General features: G+C 66.4%; 18 protein-coding genes. 8 read left to right on the top strand and 10 right to left on the bottom strand.

All coding sequences use genetic code 11. The features are described 5' to 3' along the window. Nucleotides 1–101 precede the first annotated feature (101 nt). Complete coding sequence (gene cydC / locus ABZS43_RS04720) at nt 102–1,811, top strand: thiol reductant ABC exporter subunit CydC (protein WP_355034691.1); 1,710 nt, start codon at nt 102–104, stop codon at nt 1,809–1,811. A gap of 284 nt (nt 1,812–2,095) precedes the next feature. Beyond that, entirely contained in the window at nt 2,096–2,683 is a 588-nt protein-coding gene (locus tag ABZS43_RS04715; RefSeq protein ID WP_355034450.1) for a Uma2 family endonuclease, read from the top strand. A 22-nt stretch (nt 2,684–2,705) separates the two neighbouring features. Here the strand turns inward: ABZS43_RS04715 and ABZS43_RS04710 are convergent, their stop codons facing one another. The 6 genes from ABZS43_RS04710 to ABZS43_RS04685 all read right to left on the bottom strand — a co-directional run bounded on the left by ABZS43_RS04710 (nt 2,706) and on the right by ABZS43_RS04685 (nt 6,812). Then, entirely contained in the window at nt 2,706–3,404 is a 699-nt protein-coding gene (locus tag ABZS43_RS04710; protein WP_355034449.1) for an FABP family protein, read from the bottom strand. A 181-nt stretch (nt 3,405–3,585) separates the two neighbouring features. Continuing rightward, on the bottom strand, nt 3,586–3,891 hold the full coding sequence (locus tag ABZS43_RS04705; RefSeq protein ID WP_355034448.1) for a DUF1416 domain-containing protein: 306 nt from the start codon (nt 3,889–3,891) through the stop codon (nt 3,586–3,588). A gap of 5 nt (nt 3,892–3,896) precedes the next feature. Continuing rightward, nucleotides 3,897–4,730, bottom strand: a complete 834-nt coding sequence (locus ABZS43_RS04700) for a sulfurtransferase (protein WP_355034447.1) — start codon at nt 4,728–4,730, stop codon at nt 3,897–3,899. 31 nt (nt 4,731–4,761) lie between these two features. Then, the gene (locus tag ABZS43_RS04695) at nt 4,762–5,268 is read right to left on the bottom strand and encodes a DUF4395 domain-containing protein (protein ID WP_355034446.1); all 507 of its coding nucleotides are present in this window, start codon (nt 5,266–5,268) and stop codon (nt 4,762–4,764) included. 279 nt (nt 5,269–5,547) lie between these two features. After that, the gene (locus ABZS43_RS04690; protein ID WP_355034445.1) at nt 5,548–5,997 is read right to left on the bottom strand and encodes a thioredoxin family protein; all 450 of its coding nucleotides are present in this window, start codon (nt 5,995–5,997) and stop codon (nt 5,548–5,550) included. After that, nucleotides 5,994–6,812, bottom strand: a complete 819-nt coding sequence (locus ABZS43_RS04685) for an LmeA family phospholipid-binding protein (RefSeq protein ID WP_355034444.1) — start codon at nt 6,810–6,812, stop codon at nt 5,994–5,996. The genes ABZS43_RS04690 and ABZS43_RS04685 overlap by 4 nt, the downstream gene beginning before the upstream one ends. A 184-nt stretch (nt 6,813–6,996) precedes the next feature. On the opposite strand from ABZS43_RS04685, the gene ABZS43_RS04680 reads away from it, so the two are divergent. The 6 genes from ABZS43_RS04680 to pstB all read left to right on the top strand — a co-directional run bounded on the left by ABZS43_RS04680 (nt 6,997) and on the right by pstB (nt 12,997). After that, nucleotides 6,997–7,764 (top strand): response regulator transcription factor, encoded by a 768-nt coding sequence (locus ABZS43_RS04680; protein WP_355034443.1) that lies wholly within the window; start codon nt 6,997–6,999, stop codon nt 7,762–7,764. A 165-nt stretch (nt 7,765–7,929) separates the two neighbouring features. Then, nucleotides 7,930–8,853, top strand: coding sequence for a mycothiol synthase (gene mshD, locus ABZS43_RS04675; RefSeq protein ID WP_355034442.1), 924 nt, complete (start codon nt 7,930–7,932; stop codon nt 8,851–8,853). 243 nt (nt 8,854–9,096) lie between these two features. Then, nucleotides 9,097–10,209 (top strand): phosphate ABC transporter substrate-binding protein PstS, encoded by a 1,113-nt coding sequence (gene pstS, locus ABZS43_RS04670; protein WP_355034441.1) that lies wholly within the window; start codon nt 9,097–9,099, stop codon nt 10,207–10,209. A gap of 10 nt (nt 10,210–10,219) precedes the next feature. After that, nucleotides 10,220–11,299, top strand: coding sequence for a phosphate ABC transporter permease subunit PstC (pstC, locus tag ABZS43_RS04665; RefSeq protein WP_355034440.1), 1,080 nt, complete (start codon nt 10,220–10,222; stop codon nt 11,297–11,299). After that, the gene (gene pstA / locus ABZS43_RS04660; RefSeq protein WP_355034439.1) at nt 11,299–12,204 is read left to right on the top strand and encodes a phosphate ABC transporter permease PstA; all 906 of its coding nucleotides are present in this window, start codon (nt 11,299–11,301) and stop codon (nt 12,202–12,204) included. The genes pstC and pstA overlap by 1 nt, the downstream gene beginning before the upstream one ends. Nucleotides 12,205–12,220: 16 nt before the next feature. Then, nucleotides 12,221–12,997 carry a phosphate ABC transporter ATP-binding protein PstB gene (gene pstB / locus ABZS43_RS04655; protein ID WP_355034438.1) on the top strand — a complete coding sequence of 259 codons (777 nt, stop codon included), beginning with the start codon at nt 12,221–12,223 and terminating at the stop codon, nt 12,995–12,997. Nucleotides 12,998–13,143: 146 nt separating this feature from the next. Here pstB and phoU read toward each other — a convergent pair whose 3' ends face one another. The 4 genes from phoU to ABZS43_RS04635 all read right to left on the bottom strand — a co-directional run bounded on the left by phoU (nt 13,144) and on the right by ABZS43_RS04635 (nt 18,609). Continuing rightward, complete coding sequence (phoU, locus tag ABZS43_RS04650; RefSeq protein ID WP_355034437.1) at nt 13,144–13,806, bottom strand: phosphate signaling complex protein PhoU; 663 nt, start codon at nt 13,804–13,806, stop codon at nt 13,144–13,146. A 98-nt stretch (nt 13,807–13,904) separates the two neighbouring features. Beyond that, complete coding sequence (locus tag ABZS43_RS04645) at nt 13,905–16,109, bottom strand: LCP family protein (protein ID WP_355034436.1); 2,205 nt, start codon at nt 16,107–16,109, stop codon at nt 13,905–13,907. A 243-nt stretch (nt 16,110–16,352) separates the two neighbouring features. Then, on the bottom strand, nt 16,353–17,495 hold the full coding sequence (gene dusB, locus ABZS43_RS04640; RefSeq protein WP_355034690.1) for a tRNA dihydrouridine synthase DusB: 1,143 nt from the start codon (nt 17,493–17,495) through the stop codon (nt 16,353–16,355). A gap of 148 nt (nt 17,496–17,643) precedes the next feature. Further along, nucleotides 17,644–18,609, bottom strand: coding sequence for an acyl-ACP desaturase (locus ABZS43_RS04635; RefSeq protein ID WP_355034435.1), 966 nt, complete (start codon nt 18,607–18,609; stop codon nt 17,644–17,646). Nucleotides 18,610–19,154 lie beyond the last annotated feature (545 nt).

Below are 19,154 nucleotides of genomic sequence, written 5' to 3'. Positions count from 1 at the left end.
GGCGAGCGTTTTCCCCGGCGGCGCCGGACCGTGCCGAGTTCCGAGTGCCAGTTGTCGGCGACAGCGGCGGCCGGGAGTCATTACGTGGCGATCTGGGCCGGATGTGGGCATTGCTCGCGTTGTCGCCGTGGCGGATTCTGGTGGCGATCATCTGGGGTGTGGCCGCACTCGGCAGTGCGCTGGGATTGGCCGCGCTGTCGGCGTGGTTGATCGCGCGGGCGTGGGAGATGCCGCCGGTACTGGATTTGAGTGTCGCGGTGGTCGCGGTGCGGGCACTGGGGATCTCGCGTGGTCTGGCGAGATACCTCGAAAGGTTGGCGACTCACGATGTCGCACTGCGCTCGATGACGATCGCGCGCACCACCGTCTATCGTGCTCTCGCACGGTCGAATATCTGGACTCGAAGCCGTTCGGCCCCGGTCGCGGAAGTCGTTGCCCCACAGGCGAATCACGCGCGAGTGCGGCCATCCGAAGTCGCGAGCGGGTCAACGCGGGCGGGTACGCGTCCAGCCTCGAGCCTGGACGAGAGTGCCGCACATATGCGCCGAGGCGATCTGCTGGTCCGAATCGGCAGCGATATAGATGATTTGGGCGCGGTGGTACTGCGTGTGTTCGTACCGGTCGCCGTGGCACTGATTCTGTCGCTCGCTGCCGTCGGTCTACTTGCCACGATTTCCGTCCCGGCGGCGGCGATTCTGGCAGCGGCCCTAGCGCTCACCGGAATCATCGCACCCTGGCTGTCGGCGCGGGCCGCGCGCGCGGCCGAACTCGCGGTGCGCGCGGACCGAGCCGAATTCACCGCCCACGCCATGACAGTGCTCGATCACGCGGCCGAACTGCGCGTCGCGGGCCGACTGGACGAAACCGTCGCCGCCGCGGAGGCAGCGGGCCACCGAGCGGTCGCCGCCGAGGATTCCGCCGCATCCCATAGCGCCTCGGCCGCCGCCGCGACCCCCTTCTCGATCGGCGTGAGCGTCCTCGCGGCCCTGATCATCGGCATCACCGTTTACGGCGGCGGCGCTCCCGGCGCCATGACTCCCATGGCCCTCACGATCCTCGTCCTGCTCCCGTTATCCGCCTTCGAAGCCGTCGCCCCCCTTCCCGCCGCCGCTCAGACCCTCACCACCGCCCGGGCCGCCCTGCACCGCCTGACCCGACTCGACGACCACACCGGCCAGCGTCCCGCGGTCGATCGGACGCGGACGACCGATACCGGCACATCGCCGCACCGCTTTCCCGCCCGCCCCGACGAACGACGAATCGCCGTGATCGGGCCGAGTGGCGCGGGTAAGACGACGCTGCTCATGTCCTGGGCCGGGCTGTTCGACACCCCCCGCCCCGGAACCACCTTCTTCGCCGAGGATGCCCACCTCTTCGGCACAACGGTGCTGGAGAATCTGCGGGTCGCCCGCGGCGATCTGGCCGAACCCGAAGCCGAGAAGGCCCTGCGCGCGGTCGGACTCGGCGACTGGCTGGACTCCCTGCCCGACGGTATCCATACCGACCTCGTCGGTGGCGCGGCAGCGGTCTCCGGCGGTCAACGCCGCCGCATCCTGCTGGCCCGCGCCCTCATCTCCCCGGCCAGGGTCCTGCTCCTGGACGAACCCACCGAACATCTCGAAGCCGAACCGGGCGCCCGTCTCCTGCGCGATCTCCTCGACGCGTCGAGCGGGCTGGTCGACCCCGACCGCACCGTCGTGGTGGTCACCCACCAACTGCCCGCCGATCACCGCGCCGACGTGGTGGTTCGCGTCGACGCATCCGGCGCGGTCACCGTCGGGCCCTGCCCCCGAGTTCCGCTCGCCGAATAATCCGTTGCACACCCACCGACGTCTTCACTAACTTCGTCTGTACACAAGGAAGGAGGTGGTTCGAAGAATGGTTATCCAACGGACGCGTGAGGTGGCTGTCCGCTAGCGCCACCGCTGCAGGTGGATTCCACCGGGCGAGCGCTCGCGAATCCAAAGCAGCCACCCGGCCCCCGAGCCCCCGGTCCAGTCCGACCGGGATTCGTGCAGGTTCCACCCGCACGGGTACGGCTCGGGGGTCGTTCCATTTCCGTCGTCACCCGTACCGAGAGCGCTACGCTGGGGAAATGACCGTTCAGCCGTTACCCGACTGGGTGATTCCGCCGGTGGGCGGATTCACCGTCGACGATTTCTTGGAGCTGTCCGGTCTTCCGAAGCACACCGAGTTGATCGACGGGGGTCTGGTCTTCGTGATTCCACAGGAGAAGTGGCACCGGCAGGTACTGTCACTTCTTCGCCGCGAACTGGACCTACAGGCACCCCAGCACCTGCGAGCGGACCGAGAAATGGCTGTCAGGCTCGGCAAACGTCAGATGCCCGAGCCGGATGTCATGGTGGTGACCGCGGAAGCGCTCGACCGAAGGGAACCGTCGACGTACTACTTTGCCGAGGATCTCGTCCTGGCTGTGGAGGCGGTATCGCCCGGTTCCGAAGAACGCGACCGTGAAACCAAGCCCCTGAAGTACGCCAAGGCCGGAATCCCGCACTACTGGCGGGTCGAGCGTGGCGAAGCCGACCGGGTTGTGGTCTACGTCTACGAACTCGATCCCGCGACGAATCGGTATGTGCCGGTGGGCATTTTTCACGACCGCCTGAAGATCAGCGTGCCGTTCGAGATCGATATCGATCTGACGGCTGTCGGCCGACGCGGTTGAGCGGTGTGTCTTCGGTGAACGCTCAGCCGATGTAGCGCTGGAGGCGAGCCGACAGGCGGGGTTCCAGGGGACCGTCGGCGACTACGCGTTCCTCCACGTAGGCCAGGTCACCGCCCTCGACGATGCCGTAGAGCCGTTTGGCTCCGCCGACCACGATCCCGGACTGGGACCGGATGACGACGTCGGTCGCGAGCTCCCAGGACGATTGGGTGAGCGCGGTGCCGTAGAACAGTTCGACGATGCCGGTGCTGTGGGTCAGCAGCAGTTCGATTACCTCGTCGTTGCCGTCGATACCGACCCGCCAGAAACCGCTCTCGCGCAGATCCGGCCCGCCGTAGGAGCCGTCGGTTTCGATGACCCAGGAGCGCGATTCCCAAGCGAGGTAGTCGCCGCCGTCGTGGGAGACGATGATCTGCTGGCCGAAGCGGTAGTCGCCGCGTTCGGGAGCATTGCCTTCGCCTTCGCCGCGCCACACGCCGACCATCGGCAGCAGTGCGAGCATCGCAGGGCTCAGATCCGGCCCGAGCCGCAGATTCGCGGTCTCCTCGGGCAGCGGCAGATCCGGCAGGACCGGAATGTTGCGCGCACCCGTCGACTTTGCCCGTTCGGCCGCCTCGGCCACCGCCTCGTCGCCACTGCGCCGGGACTGTCGCCCGTTGCCGTTCATGTGTTCACTCGCGTGCTCGGCCGGATTGGAACCTTCGCTCGCGAGATCACTCATGATTCGGTGAAGAGCCGGTAGAAGACGTACAGGCCGAACCAGCCGATGAGGATGGCTACGGCCACCAGCAGAATCTCGAAGAAGAGGACCACCCTCGGAGTCTAACGACTACTGCCCTACTCGACGCAAACGGCCCCGGTGCTTCCCCTCACAGGGGAGCGCCGGGGCCGTCGATCGCGTCTTACTTGGCGACCGCGACTTCCACGTTGTGGATGCCCGCGCCTTCGGGGCGGACCTCGGCCGAGCCGTTGCCCGACGAGGAGAGCGCCCGCACGGTCCACGCGCCGGGAGCGGCGAAGAAGCGGAAATCGCCGGTGCCGGAGGCCACGACCTCGGCGGTGAAATCACCATTGCCGTCCAGCAGACGCACGAAGGCGCCGCCGACCGGCTGTCCGTCGGTGCTCAGGACACGGCCGGTGATGACCGTCTCCTTCTCCACGTCGACTCCGGCGGGAATTGCCTGACCCTGGGTAGGTGCTGCACACATATGACTTATTCTCCCAACTCGATCGGGGCGCCGACGAGCGAGCCGTATTCGGTCCAGCTGCCGTCGTAGTTCTTGACATTCTGGTGGCCGAGCAGTTCCTGCAGCACGAACCAGGTGTGCGAGGAACGCTCACCGATCCGGCAGTAGGCGATGGTGTCCTTCTCGCCGTCCAGACCGGCTTCCTTGTAGATCTCGGTCAGCTCCTCGTCGGACTTGAAGGTGCCGTCCTCGTTCGCGGCCTTGCTCCACGGCACGCTGATCGCGGTGGGGATGTGGCCGGGACGCTGGCTCTGCTCCTGCGGCAGGTGCGCGGGAGCCAGGATCTTGCCCGAGAACTCGTCGGGGGAGCGCACGTCGACCAGGTTCTTGGTGCCGATGGCGGCGATGACCTCGTCGCGGAAGGCGCGAATGGTCAGGTCGGGCGCGGCGGCCTTGTACTGGGTGGCGGGGCGGTTCACGGCGTCACGCGAGAGCGGACGGCCGTCGAGTTCCCACTTCTTGCGGCCACCGTCGAGCAGCTTGACGTTGTTGTGGCCGTACAGCTTGAAGTACCAGTACGCGTACGCGGCGAACCAGTTGTTGTTGCCGCCGTACAGCACGACCTCGTCGTCGTTGGAGATGCCGCGGGCCGAGAGCAGGTCGGAGAACTGCTCCTGGTTCACGAAGTCGCGACGAACCTGATCCTGCAGGTCCTTCTTCCAGTCGAGCCGGACGGCACCCTCGATATGCCCACCGTCGTAGGCGGAGGTGTCCTCATCGACCTCGACGAAGACGACGCCGGGGGCGTTGAGGTTCTCTTCGGCCCAGTCAACGGAGACCAGGACATCGGAGCGAGCCATGTTGTTCCTTTCGGGATTTCGACTTGCAGGGTCAGTTCTGTGCCGGGGAAGACTCGGTGGCGCGAACGCCGCCGCTCGGAGTGGTCCGGCGGAAGCGGGCTACCAGCGGATAGATCTGGCAACCCAGGCAGATCCCGAACGCCGCGTTCAAGAACGCGGCGAACAGGGCGAAGCCGGCGAACACCCCGCCGACCACGGTGTAGCCGGCCAGGAAACCCAGCAGGCTGACGGCACTGAAGACCAGGCCGAGTAATTGGGCGAACCGCAGCGGGGCCGTCGGCTCGGTTTCCGTGGTCGGACCGATGCGCGGCGCGACGAGCGCGGCGAAGATCCGGCCGTAGGGGTGCCGCCGCGGGCCGAGGGCCGCGCCGACCGCGAAGACGACGCCCTGGATCGCGATGAGCACGGCGGCGAGGGCGGTCGAGAACGTCGCGGCGAGCAGCACGAGCACGAGGACGGCCGTGGTCACCCACGCCGCGAAGCGCGGGCCGCGGACGTCAACGTGATCGGGGGTAGTGCCGGGGGTTTCGAAGGGCATGGGAGGTACTCCTGCGCTGAAGGACTCTGTTGGCGGAAATTTGCCAGTTCATCGGGGGATCGCAGTGATCACTCGCGCGGTGAACATAGGTCGGCTTCAGGAAATCTGGAACGGCCGACCGGTCAGCGGCACAGGCAGCAACAACCACCGAGCCGACACAGATCAACTGTGCGGCGTCGGGTGAGCATCAGCTCGTGGTCGGATTGCACGAGGAGGAGTTTACCCAATTCGGCAGGAGAATTGGACCCCGGGTGCGAAACAGGGCGTATGCGGGGGATGTCAGGCCCGGTCGGGCACTGTCAAGGGGGCCAGCGCCGTCCGGAGATCGCCCGCCTTCGGCACCCCCGAGATGCGGAACCGTTCGCGGCCGCTGATGTCGAAGACGAAGGTGGTCGGCAGTGACAGCACATTCAGCTCGCGCGCGAGGGCGGGTTCGGCGTCGATATCGATTTCGATATCGAGCGGAGGAAGTGAGGATTCGGCCAATTCCTCGGTGACACCGGCGACTACGCGGCGCACCGCGGCGCACGGCCCACACCAGTCCGCCGAGAAGTGCAGGACGGCGGGCCCGGCGCCGGTGACGCCGACGGTGGCAAGCAGCTGCCCGCGAGCCGACTCTTCCGGCGCGGCCTTCTCGGTGACACGGACCGCGCCGCCGCGTCGCCGCAGCGCCACCCCGACCGCGGTCGCGGCGACCAGCATCACCAGTAGAATTGTGATTTGCGTCATGGTCGCTGCAATCTGTCCAAATCGATCGTCACATTCTCACCCTTACCCTCGACCTGGATCTGTCCGCCGAGGGCGAATACACGGGTCGGCTTGATTCCGAACGGGAGTTCCTTGGTGCCAATTGTGCGCGAGAACCTGGCGAGCACCGCGGGGCGGTCGGCTTCGGGGATCTCGACGTCGGTCGGGAAGTCGGGGCCGGTGCTGCGATAGAACCCGGTCGCCGTGATCTCCACTTGATCGCCCACCAGCTTCAGATCGGCCTGTACGGCCACCTTGTCGCCCGCCAGCTGTGCGCCGTTGCTGCCCTGCCTCGTGCCGGTGCCGGGCAGCGTGCCGGTGAGGATCAGCGCGTCGGCGGTAGTGGTCATACCCGAACCGCCCGATCCGCCGGTGCCGTCGGATTTGTCGGCGGGACGCGAATGCACTTGCAGATCCGGGATATTGAACAACCGGCCGAGTTCGACCGGTTCGATCACCATGCGCGCGTCGAGCTTCTCCACCGGTACCCGGCGGACCCTGCCGTCGGACAGATCGCGGAACGGCAGGCGTACTCCGGTGAGGTTCGCCTCCACGTAGATCTGGCCCGGAATATCCGGCCGCACCGCCTGCGCGCGGATGCCGACACTCTGGTAGCGACCGTCGAGCGCCTGGCCGAGGAAGGGGAATCCGTGGATGGTCACCTCGGGGTCCGCGCTGAGATCGGCACCGACGCGCAGCGCCCGCGACACGCGGTATTCCGAGTAGGCGGCCGCACCGAAATCGATGACCACGGCCAAGCCCGCCAGTACCAGGAGCCCGATGATCAGCTTGCGCATGAAAGAAACAGTACTTGGCGGTGCATTTCGAGTATCGATGGTCTGTATATGGGTACTTCCGTCACCCGGATGGCGAGGTCATCGGGGTTGACGCGCTAATCTTGCATCCGGAATCACCTGTGATCAGCGACGTGGCTTAGCAGTGTTGCTGTGTCCTGCGGAGCTACGAGATAGGAGGAGTGCTGTGGAGCTGCTCCTGCTGACCTCCGACCCCAATCCCGAGTCGGTGCTGCCCTCGCTCGCGTTGCTCGCGCACAATGTGCGCCCTGCGCCGACCGAGGTGGCCTCCCTGCTCGAAGCGGGTACCGCGGATGTCGCACTTGTCGACGCGCGCACAGACCTGGCAGCCGCCAGGGGACTGTGCAGGCTACTCGGCAGCACCGGATCGTCGGTCCCGGTCGTCGCGGTCCTCACCGAGGGCGGTCTGGTGGCCGTGAACGCCGACTGGGGACTGGACGACATCCTGCTGCCGGGAACCGGCCCGGCCGAGTTGGACGCGCGCCTGCGCCTGCTCGTCGGGCGCAACGGTGGTGTGGCGAGCCCGGAGAACACCGGCAAGATCACCCTCGGCGAGCTGGTGATCGACGAGGGCACCTACACCGCGCGGCTGCGCGGGCGTCCGCTCGATCTGACCTACAAGGAATTCGAGCTCCTGAAATACCTCGCGCAGCACGCGGGCCGGGTCTTCACCCGGGCGCAGCTGCTGCAGGAGGTCTGGGGCTACGACTTCTTCGGCGGCACCCGAACGGTCGACGTACACGTGCGGCGGCTGCGCGCCAAACTCGGCAGCGAGTACGAGTCGCTCATCGGCACGGTTCGCAATGTCGGGTACAAGGCGGTCCGTCCGTCGCGCACCGCCCCTAAGGGCGAACCCGCCCCGTATCCCGATGAGGACGCCGCGGAGGCCGATGGCTCCCCGCTGGCTCCCGTCAACGGGGCCGCGCAGCAGTAGACGCCGATCCGGCACGGGACGTGCGTCGCTGCCGTATGCCCGCGTGCCGGGAATGGGCCGGGCACCCGCGACGCTGTGAGACGGGGAACACGTGGCATCCGTATCCGCGATGTCATGGCACCACCTGCGGCGACTCGCAGTGCCGCGAACGAGGGAGGCGACGCGATGACGGATTCGGCACGGCGATGGAGTGCCGGCCTGACGGCCGAGGACGCAGGCGCGGTACGCGATCTGCTGGCGCGGGCGACCGCCGCCGACGGTGTCGCCCCGGTATCCGAGCAGGCCGTGCTCTCGCTGACGGCGCCGGATTCGGCGCGTCATCTGGTCGCCGAACGCGACGGCTCCGTGGTCGGTTACGCCAATCTGGTCGAGGGCAACGGTGACCACCCGGCGATGGCCGAGGTCGCGGTCGATCCGGGGGCGCGTGGTCGCGGGGTGGGGACGGAGTTGGTCGCCGCGGCACTGGCCGAGGGCGGCGCGGGGACTCGGGTCTGGGCGCACGGTAACCGGCCGGCTGCCGAGGCGGTGGCCGCGCGGCTCGGTCTGGTGACCGCTCGCGAACTCTGGCAGATGCGCCGTCCGCTGGCAATGCCGGAGCTACCCGAGCTCGTCGTGCCGGAGGATCTTGTTCTGCGCACCTATACCGGTCCCTCCGACGACGCGGAACTGCTGCGGGTGAACAACGCCGCCTTCTCCTGGCATCCGGAACAGGGCGGGTGGTCCGAGAGCGATATCGCGGTGCGGCGCGACGAGCCGTGGTTCGACCCCGAGGGGCTGTTCCTGGTGACCGCCGAGCAGGCTCCGGAGCGCCTGCTCGGTTTCCATTGGACCAAGGTGCATTACGAAGAGAACCCGCCGGTCGGCGAGGTGTACGTGGTCGGCATCGATCCGGCCGCGCAGGGCAGGGGACTCGGCCGCCTGCTGACCCTGGCCGGGTTGCGTCATCTGCGTGACGGCGGGCTGGGCGAGGTGCTGCTCTACACCGAGGCCGACAACGCCGCGGCGGTGCGCACCTACACTCGGCTCGGCTTCGAAACCGCCCACGTCGATGTCGCCTACACGGCCGCGACGGACGCGGTATCCGAATAGGAAAAGGCGCTGCGGGGCCGCCCGAGTAACGCTGGGGCAAACGTCACATACGACGGAAGTAATCGCGCCAGCCTGTTCACTTTCCGTTCACCGGGACTGGTCCAACTGTCAACCGGGCGACTTTACGTTACTTAGAGGCAGCACAGCCGCTGCCCGGTGCGCTAGTTCCCCGCGAACGGCACCACAACAGCCGCCCGGGCCGGTGAGGGACCGGGCGCGTATGACGTGATTCCCGGAGGAATAGTGAAGCTCAAGCGCAGCAGCGCCCTCGTCGGTGTGCTGGCCGCGGTAGCCATGCCGCTGGCCGCGTGTGGCAGTGACGACAACACCTCGGCCGATTCCGGCAACACCGCCAACAGCAGTCTCGTCTGCGGCGGTAAGAAGGCGCTCAAGGCCAGCGGTTCGTCGGCGCAGAAGAACGCCATGGAGCGCTTCATCGCCGCTTACGAGGCCAATTGCGATGGCTCCACCCTGAACTACACCTCCAGCGGCTCCGGTGCGGGCGTGAACGAGTTCATCGGCGGCCAGACCGATTTCGGTGGTTCCGACTCGCCGCTGAGCGCGAAGAAGGAAGAACCCGCCAAGGCGCAGGAACGCTGCGGCGCCCCCGCGTGGAACCTGCCGACCGTCTTCGGCCCGATCGCGGTCACCTACAACATCGACGGCGTGACCGACCTCGTGCTCGACGGGCCGACCGCCGCCAAGGTCTTCAACGGCGCGATCACCACCTGGGACGCCCCCGAGATCAAGGCGCTCAACCCGAGCGCCAAACTGCCCTCGGACAAGATCGCCGTGATCTTCCGCTCCGACGAGTCGGGCACCACCGACAACTTCCAGCTCTACCTCGACGCGGCCTCCGACGGCGCCTGGGGCAAGGGTGCGGGCAAGGCCTTCAACGGTGGTATCGGCGAGGGCGCGAAGGGCAACGAGGGCACCTCGGCCGCGATCAAGAGCACCAAGAACTCGGTCACCTACAACGAGTGGTCGTTCGCCAAGTCGCAGAACCTCTCGGTCGCCCAGATCATCACCTCGGCGAGCAAGACCCCGGTGAAGCTGACGGTCGAGTCCGCGGGCAAGGCCATCGACGGTGTGAAGATCAAGGGCGAGGGTAACGATCTCGTGCTCGACACCACCTCGTTCTACAAGCCGACCGTGGCAGGCTCTTACCCGATCCTGCTGGCCACCTACGAGATCGTCTGCTCCAAGTACAGCGACGCGGACACCTCCAAGGCGGTCAAGGCGTTCCTGAGCTCGGCCGTGACCAACGGCCAGAAGGGTCTGGACGAGAATGGGTACATCCCGATCCCGGACCAGTTCAAGACCAAGTTGACCACCGCGATCAACGCCATCTCCTGATCGCATAGTCATGACCGTGCACCCTGAGGTGACCGCAGCGGGCTCGTCGGACTCGACGGGCCCGAACGCGGCTGGAGATACTGCCCTTATGCCGAGCGAACCGAGAGATGACGTGAGCCTCACCAAGGAGCCTCAATCCAAGGGGACCTCGGCAGCGCGTCAGCCACACAGTCAGCGAGCCGAGACCATTTTCCGGTCCATGGCCGTCGCGGCGGGCGCGATCATCGTGGCGTCCATCGCACTCATCGCGCTGTTCCTGCTGATTCGCGCGGTACCTTCCCTCAGGGCCGACGGGGTCAACTTCTTCACGAGCACGGAGTTCAACACCTCCGATGCCAATAACCTGAGGTTCGGCATCAAGGACCTGCTGATGGTCACGGTGCTGAGTTCGGTCTTCGCGCTCATCATCGCGGTGCCGATCGGCGTCGGCATCGCGCTGTTCCTCACCCACTACGCACCGAAGGCGATGGCGCGGCCGTTCGCCTCGCTGGTCGATCTGCTGGCGGCCGTGCCGTCGATCGTCTTCGGTCTGTGGGGATTCCTGGTGCTGGCTCCCCAACTGGGACCGGTGCAGGAATTCCTCAACGACAAACTCGGCTGGCTATTCCTCTTCGACGAGGGCAACGTGTCGGTCAGCGGCGGCGGCACCATCTTCACCGCGGGCATCGTGCTGGCGGTCATGATCCTGCCCATCATCACCTCGGTCTCGCGTGAGGTCTTCAACCTGACCCCGGTGACGCATATCGAGGCGGCGCAGGCGCTCGGTGCGACCAAATGGGAAGTCGTGCGCATGACCGTGCTGCCCTACGGGCGTTCCGGTGTCATCGCGGGATCCATGCTCGGCCTCGGCCGCGCCCTCGGCGAGACGATCGCGGTACTGCTCGTGCTGCGTACCTCGACGCAGGCGGGACATTGGTCGCTGTTCGACGGCGGCTACACCTTCGCGTCCAAAATCGCCTCGGCGGCATCGGAATTCAGTACCCCGTTGCCGACCGGCGCCTACATCGCGGCGGGCTTCGTGCTGTTCGCGCTGACCTTCGTCGTCAACGCGCTCGCCCGGCTCGCGGCAGGCGGAAAGGTTAACCAGTGATGACCACGACGTCGACGCTCGACAAGCCGGTCAAGGCGCCCACCTTCCGCCACGTGAGCACGAGCCGCCGCATCAAGAACCATGTCGCCACCGGTCTGGTCGCCGCCTGTTTCGCCATCGCCCTGGTACCGCTCGTCTGGGTGCTGTGGATGGTCGTCAGCAAGGGCATCACGGCGATCCTCTCGCTGGACTGGTGGCAGAATTCGCAGAAGGGCATCCTCCCGGATGAGACCGGCGGCGGTGTCTACCACGCCATCTACGGCACCGTCGTGCAGTCGGCGATCGCCGCGGTGATCGCGGTGCCGCTCGGCATCATGGCCGCCATCTACCTGGTCGAATACGGCAGGGGCAGGCTGGCCAAGGTGACGACGTTCATGGTGGACATCCTGGCGGGTGTGCCCTCGATCGTCGCGGCATTGTTCATCTTCGCGCTGTGGATCGCCACCCTCGGCGCACCGCAGAGCGCGTTCGCGGTGTCGCTGGCATTGGTCCTGCTGATGTTGCCGGTCGTGGTACGCAGCAGTGAGGAAATGCTCAAACTCGTTCCGGACGAATTGCGCGAGGCCTCCTACGCCCTCGGTGTGCCGAAATGGAAGACCATCGTCAGGATCGTCGTTCCGACCGCCGCGCCGGGCATGATCAGCGGCATCCTGCTCGCGCTTGCTCGCGTCATGGGTGAGACAGCGCCGGTGCTGGTGCTGGTGGGTTACTCGAAATCCATCAATACCAATCTCTTCGACGGCAATATGGCTTCGTTGCCACTGCTGATCTACCAGGAGTTGGGTAATCCGGAGGCCGCGGGCCGTGAACGCGTGTGGGGCGCTGCCCTGACCCTGATCCTGCTGATCGCGCTGCTGTACGCGGCGGCGGCGGTCGTCAACAAGCTGCTCACCCGCAACCGATAACCGAACGGAAACTCCGATGGCAAAACGCATCGACGTCAAAGATCTGAATATCTTCTACGGCAAATTCCACGCGGTTGCCGATGTCAAGTTGTCGGTTCTGCCGCGCAGCGTCACCGCCTTCATCGGTCCGTCGGGTTGCGGTAAGTCCACCGTGCTGCGTTCGCTCAATCGCATGCACGAGGTGACCCCGAATGCCCGCGTCGAGGGTGCGGTTCTGCTCGACGGCGAGGACATCTACGGTGCGACCGTCGACCCGGTCGGTGTGCGCCGCACCATCGGCATGGTCTTCCAGCGACCGAACCCGTTCCCCACCATGTCGATTCGCGACAATGTGGTGGCCGGGCTCAAATTGCAGGGCGTGCGCAACAAGAAGGAGCTCGACGAGGTCGCCGAGCGTTCGTTGCGCGGGGCCAATCTCTGGAACGAGGTGAAGGACCGCCTGGACAAACCGGGCGGCGGACTCTCCGGCGGTCAGCAGCAGCGTCTGTGCATCGCGCGCGCCATCGCGGTCTCGCCCGACGTCCTGCTGATGGACGAGCCCTGTTCGGCGCTCGACCCGATCTCCACCCTGGCGATCGAGGATCTGATCACCGAGCTGAAGAAGGAATTCACCATCGTCATCGTCACGCACAATATGCAGCAGGCGGCGCGGGTGAGCGACAAGACCGGCTTCTTCAACCTGGAGGCCCAGGGAAAGCCGGGCCGGTTGATCGAGATCGACGATACCGAGAAGATCTTCTCCAACCCCGGGCAGAAGGCCACGGAGGATTACATCTCCGGCCGCTTCGGATAAGAGCGAAAAAGATGGCCCGCGCGGAAACGCGCGGGCCATTCGTATTTGAGCCATAGTTTTCGGAACCGGCTACGCGAAGCCGCCCCGGAAATCCGGGGCGGCGATACGCGTCTCTATGCCATTGCCAACGGGTGAATCCGCCGGTGTCAGACCTCTGCGTCGGTATCCGGCGGCAACACGCCGGTGACCAGGAAGATGACCCGGCGACCGATTTCGACCGCGTGGTCGGCGAAACGCTCGTAATAGCGGCCTAGCAGCGTGACGTCGACGGCCGCGGCGACACCGTATTTCCAATCCCGGTCCATCAGCAGGGTGAACAGGTGCCGGTGCAGGTCGTCCATCGCTTCGTCGTCGACGTTGAGCTGGGCGGCGCGCTCGGGGTCGCGGGTTTCCAGCACCTCTTGTGCCCCGGAACCCATGTTCACCGCGATGCGACCCATCTCGGCGAAGTAGCCGTTGACCGATTCGGGCAACGCGTGATTGGGGTGGCGGCGGCGGGTCACCTTGGCGACATGCAGGGCCAGCGCGCCCATCCGGTTCACATCCTGGACGATCTGGATGGCGGAGACCACCTGGCGCAGATCGCCCGCGACCGGCGCCTGCAGCGCGAGCAGGGCGAAAGCCCGCTCCTCGGCTTCGCCGATCAGTTCCGCGATCCGGTCGTATTCGGAGATGACCGATTCGGCCAACGTGAGATCGGCCTGGAGCAGGGACTGGGTGGCACGTTCCATGGCCGAACCCGCGAGACCGGCCATCTCGCCCAACAGGTGGGCGAGATCGGCCATTTGCTCGTTGTAGATGACACGCATGACAGCAGAGACTAGTTCCCAGCCTTGTCCAAGTCACGAACGGACCGTTAATGGCCGGTGTCGATGTGGGCCCGTCACCAGCGTCGACGGCGGCGCGGCTACACGCAGGTGTCGTCGGCGGCGTTTATATGTTCCAGATCTGGCGGTAGTGCCGCGGGGGCGGACGGTGCGGTGGCGACATTCGAAATGATGTCACCCACCGGGGTCGGGGCCTTGATGACGCCGGTGTAGTCCTTGCCGATGACGACCTCGATGATGCTGCCGAGTTCACTGTCGGACTCCAGGGTGGAGCCGGGCACCGAACTGGCGACGGTCGCGGCCTCGGCCTCGTGCCCCGGTGCGTATCTGACTTTGGTGGTGGCGGAATTGCCCAGCGAGTAGTTGCCGGTGCTGTAGAGGTTGAAACCGAAGTTGGTCAGCTTGTTGGCCGCCGTATTCGCCGCGCCGGGCACCCCGGACCCGTTCGACACCAGCAGGGAGAGGTTGTTGGGGTCGACGGCGACCATCTTCGGCGGCTCGGCGGCGGGCGTCGTCGTGGTGGTGGTGGCGTCGGTCGCCGCGTGTTTCTCGCCGGGCAGCGGCTGGTCGTCCCTGATGGCCTTGAAGATGGCTTTGATATCGGATTCGCGGGGGATCTCGTTGCCGTAGGAGGTGGTGCCCGCGGTGGGGATGGTCAGGAAGGTGACGGTGCCCGCGTCCATTTTCTGCAGCGATCGGCCGAGCATCAGCAGATCGTCCGGTGCGACCTTGTCCACGAAGGTGGCTTCGGTGAACGCGCGGATGAAACCGTTCAGCTTGCCCGGATCGAACAGCACCCTGCTCGACAGTGCGCCACGCAACAGCGACGCGAGGAAACGCTGCTGGCGGTTGATCCGGTCGTAATCGCTGCGTTCTTCCCCGTAGACATGCCGTGCGCGCACGTAGCTCAGCGCGGTCGCGCCATCGATGCGCTGTTTGCCGGACTTCTCCAGCACCGTCCCGAGAATTTCGTCGACGATGGGTTTGGGCGCGCAGACCTCCACGCCGCCGACCTGGTCGACCATCGCCTCGAATCCGGCGAAGTCGATCCCGATGAAGTGGTTGATGGTGCTGCCCGTCAGCCGCTGAATCGTGCTCACGAGGCATTTGGGTCCGCCGAGGGCGTATACGGCGTTGAGTTTGTCACCGATCGCGGAGGGGAAGGTCTGCTCGGTGTAACCGGGTTTGTCGTTGTCCCAGCCCGCGCACTGGGGCCTGGTCACGTCGAGGTCGCGCGGGAACGACACCACGACGACGCGTTTCCGGTTCTTGGGGATGTGCACGAGCATGGCGGTGTCGGCGCGTGCGCCCTCGGCGTCATCGATCGTGCCCGCGCCGATCCTTCCATTGGCTCCCGCTCTGGTATCGGTGCCGACGATCAGGAAGTTCTCGTCGCCGAGCTGCGCGTTCGAGTCGACGATGTCCTCGGAGTTGTCGTCGAGCGCGGAGACTTGCGTGAAGGAATTGTTGGTGGCGCGCAGATAGCTCCAGCCGCCGCCGGTGATCAACAGGGCCAGCACCGCGAACAGGGTGGCGGAGACCCGGCCTGCCGTCTTGAGCCTGCGGTTGCGGCGCTGTTTCCCCGCGGCGAGCCGGGACAGCGGTGGTTTCCCGACGGGTTTCGGCTCGGCGGACGCACGTGTGGCGGGCGACGGCGTGGCTTTCCTCGCCCGTTTGGGTTCGGCCACGGGGCTGTCGGTGACCGGCTCGATCACATCGGTGACGGCCTCGGCGGGTTCCGCCTTCGGCGCTCGCTTACCGGCGCCGCGGGGCGGTGCCGGGGGATTCTTCCCGGCGATATCGTCGACGACCACCGAACCCGTGGAGGGACGCGAGTTACCCCCGCTGCGCGGCGGCGCGGCGCCCGGATGGGCCGGTGCCCGCGTTCCACTCGCCGGACGCGGCGGCCGGGCGGACTCGGGGGCGCGCGCCGCGGGATCGACGGGACGTTGGCCGGGATCGGCCTGCGGCGGGGTGTCGGGGCGACGGGGGTTCCTGGCCTGCGCGGCGGGTTCCTGGGCCCGGCGTCTGCGGCCGGTGCGTTCGTTGTCGACCTTCTCGACGAGATCCTGCACCGTCAGCGGTGTCGAGCCGGAATCGTCCGGGGCGTCGTGCCTCGACCGCCGCGACGTATGAGCGCCATCTCGTTCGGTGTTATCCGCCGTGGGATAGCGCTCCCACGGGGCGCGACCTCCGGGCCGTGGCGATTGCCCGTGCCGATCGTCACCCACCAACGAACCTCGCTTTTCGTCTTTGTCGCCGCCCGGCCCGAATTCGACCGGCATGACCGATTCCGACAATGATAACGATTCCGCCACGACGAGCGAGCCCAGCGCGAGGTGCGGTACCCCGCAGTGCTGGCCGCCGCTCGCCGAAGTTCGTTAGCTGCATATTAGCGATTCCGATGTCCATATCCTCGGCGCTGATTATTCGCCGCGCAAGCGAGTTTGCCGGGCGGGACGGGCGGCGATCGCCACAATGAATCGGCGCATGGACATTCGTGTGCTCTGGATGAGGCGCGGCGCGGATCAGCCGCCGCTGTGCATGACGTCGGCGGCGGTCGGCACCGCGGTGTCGTCGGGGTTATCGAGCCAGCCGTGCGGCAGCGCGACCTTCCCCGGCGAACCCTGCCGTCCGCGCGGTCCTTCGGCATCTTTGGGGAACGGCGCGCTCGGGTCGAGTTGCTCGATCAGATCCCGCAACTGCGTCAGACTCGACACCGTGGCGAAGGCGCGGCGCAGATCGGCCCCGACCGGGAATCCCATGAGGTACCAGGCCATATGCTTGCGCAGATCGCGCATGGCCTTCTCCTGGCCGAGATGTTCGGACAGCAGTGCGCCGTGCCGGTACAGCACCTCGCCCACGCGCCCCAGATTCGGCGCTTCCGGCAGCGGCTGACCGCGCAGCGCGGCCTGCAATTCACCGAAAAGCCATGGGCGTCCGAGGCATCCCCGGCCGACGACGACTCCGTCACATCCGGTTTCATCGATCATGCGGACAGCGTCCGCGGCGGAGAAGATGTCGCCGTTACCCAGTACCGGAATGGTCCGCACGGCCTCCTTGAGGCGTGCGATAGCCGACCAATCGGCCTGACCCGAATAGCGCTGAGCGGCGGTTCGGGCGTGCAGCGCGACGGCTTTCGCCCCTTCGGCCTCGGCGATTCGCCCGGCGTCGAGGTAGGTCGGATGGTCGTCGTCGATGCCGATGCGGAATTTCACCGTCACCGGAACCCCCGCCGGTTCGGCCGCGCCGACCATGGCCTGCACGATCCGGCGGAACAGGGCACGCTTGTACGGCAGCGCCGCGCCGCCGCCGAGGCGGGTGACCTTCGGCACCGGGCAACCGAGGTTGAGATCGATGTGATCGGCCCAGCCCTCGCCGACGATGATGCGCACCGCCTCGCCGAGGGTGGCCGGATCGACGCCGTAGAGCTGCATCGAACGGGGATGCTCGTCGGCGTCGAAGGACATCATGTGCAGCGTTTTCTCATTGCGCTCCACCACCGCGCGCGCGGTGATCATCTCGCAGACGTAGATGGAGGTGGAACTGCCGAACTCGCGGCACAACTTGCGGAACGCCAGATTCGTGATGCCCGCCATCGGCGCGAGCACGACCGGGGGATCGACCGGATACGGTCCGATCCGCAGCGTGGTCTTCGCCTCGGTAGTCATCGTCACGCCCATCAGTGTCTCATTTCCGTTCGATGTGACCGCTGACACGGGCGGTGCGGCAGTAGAAACGCGGTACGGCGACGACAACGCGCCGGCACCGGATTCTCCGGTGCCGGCGCGCTCGTGTCTCGGGGCTTCGCGGTGGTGGTCAGCCCGCGTTGGCGCCGGCCAGCTCGCGCTTCTTGGCCTCGCGAGCCAGCATGCGATCACGCTGCTCTTCGAATTTGAGGACGTCCTGGCCGAGTTTCTCCAGGAAGACGGCGAGACGATCGCGGACAGCCTCGCCACGCGGGGTGAAATCGGTGCGCTCGAAAAGATCCCACTTCTTGAGCACCGGCTGCACCACTTCCTCGAGGTGCTGGCGCAGGTCGTAGATGCCGTGCTTGGCCATCAGCACGCCGTTGCGGCGGAAGTTGGGCATGCCCGCGCCCGGCATCTGGAAGTTCTCCAGGATCAGCGTGATCGCCTCGAGAGCCTGGTCGGGGCACAGGTCGAGGGCCGCGCCGCACATATTGCGGTAGAAGATCATGTGCAGGTTCTCGTCGGCCGCGACGCGCTGCAGCATGCGGTCGGCGATGGGGTCGTCACACACCTTGCCGGTATTGCGATGGCTGACACGGGTGGCCAACTCTTGGAAGGTGACATACGCGACCGAATGCAGGAAACCCGCGTCGGCCTCGGTGGGGGAGGCGAAACCGTTGGTCATGTGGATCATGCGGGCCTCTTCGAGCGCCACCGGATCGACGCCGCGGGTGACCACCAGGTAGTCGCGCATCACGATGCCGTGCCGGTTCTCCTCAGCGGTCCAGCGACCGACCCAGGTACCCCACGCGCCGTCCTGCGAGAAGTTCTCGGCGATCTCGCGGTGGTAGGAGGGCAGGTTGTCCTCGGTGAGCAGGTTCGTGACCATGGCCGCCTTCGCGACCTCGTTCAGACGAGACTGCTCGGGAGCCCAGTCGACCCCGCCGAGCGCAGCGAAATTGCGGCCCTCGTCCCACGGGACGTAGTCGTGCGGATGCCATTCCTTCGCGAGGGAGAGGTGCCGGTTGACGTTTTCCTCGGCAACCGGCTCCAACTCCGTAAGAAGCTCGAGTTGAGTCAGATCCCTTGCCATGTAATAGCCCTTCTGAGTGCGTGCACGCTGACAGGTCGTCCCCCCGGTGTCGTGCTGATGCGGCCATACCTTACGGCACCGTAGGTGTGATGCGAAACGCATCCGCCGGAGAAGAATCGCACGGTGATGCAGTTCATACGTCGCCATCGACGTTCGCCGCCGCATCCGAGTCTAGGTGGTTTCGCAAGTCCTGCCTCCTTCGGCGTGCTGTGAATTCCCACAGGATCGGATGCGTTTCGGTCCGTGGCTCGTGGTCTATCGCTGCCGGGCCGAAGTTGTTAGCCGATCACGGCGGTCTCGTCGGGGCGCACCGCCCAACGGCCCACCGCATACCGCTTCGACTACCCACTGGCGGTCCGATCGACGCCTCGGATGCCTCGGATGCCTCGGATGCCTCGGATGCCTCGGACGGTTCGCGCGCTGGGGCGGTATCGCCGCGACACCCCGCGCCGTGGCACGCCGCCGACGATAACGTCGCTGACTGCCGCATCGGCTGCGCGGCAGCCAGCACGCGGTCAGTGAGCGAGAACACAATCCCTTCCGAA

Origin of the sequence: Nocardia sp. NPDC005366, assembly GCF_040606855.1 — a bacterium.
GTDB lineage: Bacteria > Actinomycetota > Actinomycetes > Mycobacteriales > Mycobacteriaceae > Nocardia.
This window is presented reverse-complemented; position numbering and strand designations above follow the sequence as displayed.